The following is a 4,194-nucleotide window of genomic DNA, read 5'->3' as shown; positions in this document are numbered from 1 at the left end:
ACCAAAAATCATCCAATAACATCCCGAAAATCCTCAAATCCTGGACATTCTGATTCAGACAAAAAAAAATCACCAACTTCCCACCAAAAATCATCCAATAACATCCCGAAAATCCTCAAATCCTGGACATTCTGATTCAGACAAATAAAATCAACTTTACTCTCGCAACTCAGGGAAGTGGATTTTTGAATACTTCAGTAAATCATGATCAAATTCTCGCTGAACAAATATATTCACAATCATTGCCACCTAATACACCTTGAGAGCTAGGTAGGTGAACACAATAAAACCAATCTATGTAAAGAAAAGTAAAATCTCCCAAACCCTCTTCACTCTTGCCTTTTGCATGAGTGCCTCTTGCCTTGCCATAACGACGATTTTCAATGCTAACCTACTTATAATTGCTGACGCTGGACTACTTTATGCTGCTGTAGATGTAGATGATCAATATCATCAGCGTTCAAAAACCCAAATACAAAGAATCAATGGAGAAAACTTAACAATCCTACTTTCCTTTCCTGTTTATTAATTACTAAAATTGCTTTTGTTTGCGTAACAATTGCCCAAGACTTAGGTTAAACTCCGATTTACCACCAAATACTGTTCCGGCTTTGCCTTTATACAAGTGGATAGAATTAAGTTTGTAAGCTTCCTCTGATAAGGGAACATAGCCAACAGAACTGACTATTTTTGCCGCATTTTTAATGTAGAAATCCGCAAGGTTATACACCAAAGTTTTGTTTTTGCTAGACCGAAGATTGACATATATGAATAGAGGTCGAGAAAGTGGTTGATATTTGGCTTTTTCTACTGTTTCTGGTGATGGTAAAACAGCACCTTTACCACTATTAACTGCTAAAACTTTTAACTTATCTTTGTTTTCTTGGTAGTAGGCATAACCAAAGTAACCCAAAGCATTAGGATCTTTATTAACACCAGTAACTAAAACTTCATCATTTTCACTGGCTGTGTAATCTTTGCGACTGGCTTTGGCTTTACCGACAATTGCTTCGGTAAAATAATCATAAGTTCCAGACTTACCACCGGGACCATATAATTTAATTGGGCGGTCTGGCCAAGAATCTCGGACTTGATTCCATTTTGTAATTTTTCCTTCAGCCGCAGGTTCCCAGATTTTTTTCAATTCGGCTACTGTAATGTCTTTTGCCCAAGTGTTTTGGGGGTTAACAGCAATGGTTACGGCATCAAAAGCTATGGGTAATTCCATGTAACTTACGCCATTTTTCTTGCAAGCTGCCATTTCTGACTGGTTAATTGGTCGAGAAGCATTACTGATATCTATTTTACGAGTACAAAATTTTTCAAATCCACCGCTAGTACCAGAAATATTTACTTGTATTTGACCATTATTTTTTAGGTTGGCTTGGTATGCTTTAGCTATGGACTGGGTAATGGGATATACGGTACTAGAACCATCTACTTTAATAAGTGCGTCAGTGGCAGAGTTAGTAACTTTTGTCGCTTCATTTGGTTTTTGAATATTTTGGGCAAGACCAAGCGTATTTGTAAAACTGCTTGTCAATGCTAGTATTCCGAAAGTTAAGACTAATTGGCTTGCTGTTTTATTCACTGATTTCACCTGTATAATTAGTGAGCAGACTTTTGATCCTATGTACTTATTATCTCAAAAAAAGTTGATATGTCAATATTTACCTTACCATCAGATATCCAAATTAATCAAGAAAAATTGATGTATTGTTTATACATAGCAGAAACATGATTTTAGCTGCTTGCAAATCTCCAACATCAAAAGATGTTTGTTCACCAACCGCAATCTGAGTAGCAGGTTTTCGACTAAAGTGAAGTAAAAGCTTTTTCCTCGTGTGGAGAATCACAATTGTGAAGTTACAGCGACCAATATTAGTGGGAGGACTAGGACTATCGTTCTCCCTGTGGATGTTAGACAGTTGGCATAATTCAATAGTGCAAGTGGGAGAATTCGGACTCCTGAGTGCTTTAGCCGTCGGTGGGGGTTTGTGGTTATTGAAAAAAAATCAGCCCCAATTAGGTGAACAGCTAAATGATATAGTTGCAGATAGAGCAGTTGTGGAAAGAGCGATCGCTCAAACAGAAGTAATAATTAATCAGCTTTCTCAAGAAGCAGCCAATCATCCTCACCTGGCAATTCTCCGCGAAAAACTGGCTAAATTGCCCTTAGAATTGAATAGAAAGGAAATATTCATTGCCGTTACTGGTGGGAAATCCGTAGGTAAAAGTACAGTTATTAAAGTTCTAAAAACTTCCCCAAGTCTTCCGGGACTGTCTTTACATTTTTCGGAAACAGCGCCTTTGTTTTCGGTAGTTGGTGAAAACTCCGATGTTGTTACCTTATCAGAAATGCAGAAATCTGATTTTGTCTTATTTCTGACAAACGGTGATTTAACAGATTCAGAATTTCAGGTTTTACAACAGCTAAAAGCTGCAAAACAACCAAGTTTGCTGGTTTTCAACAAACAGGATCAATATCAACCTGACGAACGCGCTACAGTTTTACAATCATTAAAGCAGCGCATTGGTGCAAATGTAGTTGGGACTGCGGCTTCTCCCGTACCGGTGAAAGTGCGAAAACATCAAGAAGATGGTTCTTTCCAAGAATGGATGGAACAACCAACGCCAGATATCCAGCAGTTGACACAACAAATAGGGGAAGTTGTGGGACAGCAGAGAGAACAACTAGTTTGTAATACTACAAATCGCAAAGTATTATTACTGAAAGCTGAAGCTAAAAATTGTTTAAATGGCGTGAGAAGAGATCAAGCTACACCCTTTGTAGAACAATATCAGTGGATTGCAGCGGCGGCGGCATTTGCTAACCCTGTACCTGCTTTAGATATTCTCGCAACTGCGGCGATTACGGCTCAAATGGTGATAGATTTAGGTAATATATATCAGCAGAAAATTTCCTTAGAACAAGCGCAACAAGTAGCTGGAACTATGGGAAGTTTGATGTTGAAATTAGGTTTAGTGGAACTTTCCACTAGGGCTGTAACGGGTATTATGAAAACTAATGTTGCTACCTTTGTCGCTGGGGGAATGGTAGAAGGAGTTAGCGCTGCTTACCTAACCAGAGTAGCCGGATTAAGTTTAGTTGAATATTTTGAACAGCAAGAAATTGCTTTAGAATCGGCAAGCGCTTTAAATCTCGACAAACTGCATCAAGTTTTGCAAACTGTATTCCAGCAAAATCAAAAAATGGCTGTTTTGGAAGCTTTTGTCAAGCAAGGTGTAAAGCGGTTGTTACCAGAAGCAAAACCAGTAGAAGTTGTTGCTTAACCTTTCATATATCGTCGCAAAGGGAGTTTTGGACCCCATACCGATGTTTATGCTTTAGCTGCTACTTTATATTATCTGCTGACGGCTGATGGACTCAACAAAGAGGGTGAATTTAGTCCCGTACCCGCACAAAACCGGAAATATGATGATGAACCTTTACCTGCACCAAAGCATTATAATTCTCGCATTAGTCAGAGGGTGAATGATGCTATTTTAGCAGGGATGGAAATAGAACCGGAAAACCGGACTCCGACGGTGTTGGAGTTTCGGGAAAATTTGGGTTTGGTAAGAACCCCACCCCCCAACCCCCTCCCCGCAAGCGAGGAGGGGGGACTAAAATCATCCTGCGGAATGGACTACAGGAAACTGCGTGACTACCTCGCACAAGGGAAATGGAAAGAAGCAGACGTGGAAACATCAGATGTAATGTTAGCGGTTGCGAAGCAGGAAGATTGCTTAGATGTTAAACATATTGATAATTTTCCCTGTGAAGATCTTCGTACCATTGACCAGTTGTGGGTAAAATACAGTGATGGTAAATTTGGTTTTTCTGTTCAGAAACGGATTTATCAAAGTTTAGGAGGAACGAGAGAATATAACAGCGAAATTTGGAGACAGTTCGGGGACAAGGTGGGATGGAGAAAAGTAGGGAACTGGTTATATTACAAAGATATTACTTTTAATATAAAATCACCAGAAGGACACCTCCCCTGTAAGGGTGGTGGGTGGGTGTATTATGGAGATTATAGGGTCGTAGGGGGTCTCTTCTCTCGCGTCGAGACTTGTAAGTTGTAACATTTAAGGGTTACAGAAAATTATTAAGTCTGAATCAGGATATCCAGGATTAAAGGATTAACAGGATAGTAATTTATAGATGGTTTGTTTGGTGATGAAAATTGC

4 protein-coding genes are annotated in these 4,194 nt (G+C 39.2%); 3 read left to right on the top strand and 1 reads right to left on the bottom strand.

Translation table 11 applies throughout. From position 1 onward, the window contains the following. Nucleotides 1-346: 346 nt before the first annotated feature. Nucleotides 347-529: a hypothetical protein gene (locus FJR37_RS07915; protein ID WP_168465731.1), complete on the top strand. Its 183-nt coding sequence runs from the start codon at nucleotides 347-349 to the stop codon at nucleotides 527-529. A gap of 3 nt (nucleotides 530-532) precedes the next feature. Here the strand turns inward: FJR37_RS07915 and FJR37_RS07910 are convergent, their stop codons facing one another. Further along, entirely contained in the window at nucleotides 533-1,591 is a 1,059-nt protein-coding gene (locus tag FJR37_RS07910) for a PstS family phosphate ABC transporter substrate-binding protein (protein WP_168465730.1), read from the bottom strand. Between the two features lie 269 nt (nucleotides 1,592-1,860). Here FJR37_RS07910 and FJR37_RS07905 point away from each other — a divergent pair, with 269 nt between their 5' ends. Together FJR37_RS07905 and FJR37_RS26405 are read left to right on the top strand one after the other, a co-directional pair. Next, the gene (locus FJR37_RS07905) at nucleotides 1,861-3,294 is read left to right on the top strand and encodes a DUF697 domain-containing protein (RefSeq protein WP_168465729.1); all 1,434 of its coding nucleotides are present in this window, start codon (nucleotides 1,861-1,863) and stop codon (nucleotides 3,292-3,294) included. Between the two features lie 198 nt (nucleotides 3,295-3,492). Then, the gene (locus tag FJR37_RS26405) at nucleotides 3,493-4,089 is read left to right on the top strand and encodes a GUN4 domain-containing protein (RefSeq protein WP_340626616.1); all 597 of its coding nucleotides are present in this window, start codon (nucleotides 3,493-3,495) and stop codon (nucleotides 4,087-4,089) included. The last annotated feature ends 105 nt before the right edge of the window (nucleotides 4,090-4,194 follow it).

It is taken from the genome of Aphanizomenon sp. UHCC 0183, from assembly GCF_009712065.1.
GTDB classification, from domain to species: Bacteria; Cyanobacteriota; Cyanobacteriia; order Cyanobacteriales; family Nostocaceae; genus Dolichospermum; species Dolichospermum heterosporum.
The sequence above is the reverse complement of the archived record's forward strand: the minus strand, read 5'-3'. Positions and strand labels throughout refer to the sequence as shown.

What these genes read in the sequence shown, in the direction of transcription:
- FJR37_RS07915 (WP_168465731.1), top strand. Translation starts at nt 347, where the DNA reads ATGAGTGCCTCTTGCCTTGCCATAACGACGATTTTCAATGCTAACCTA.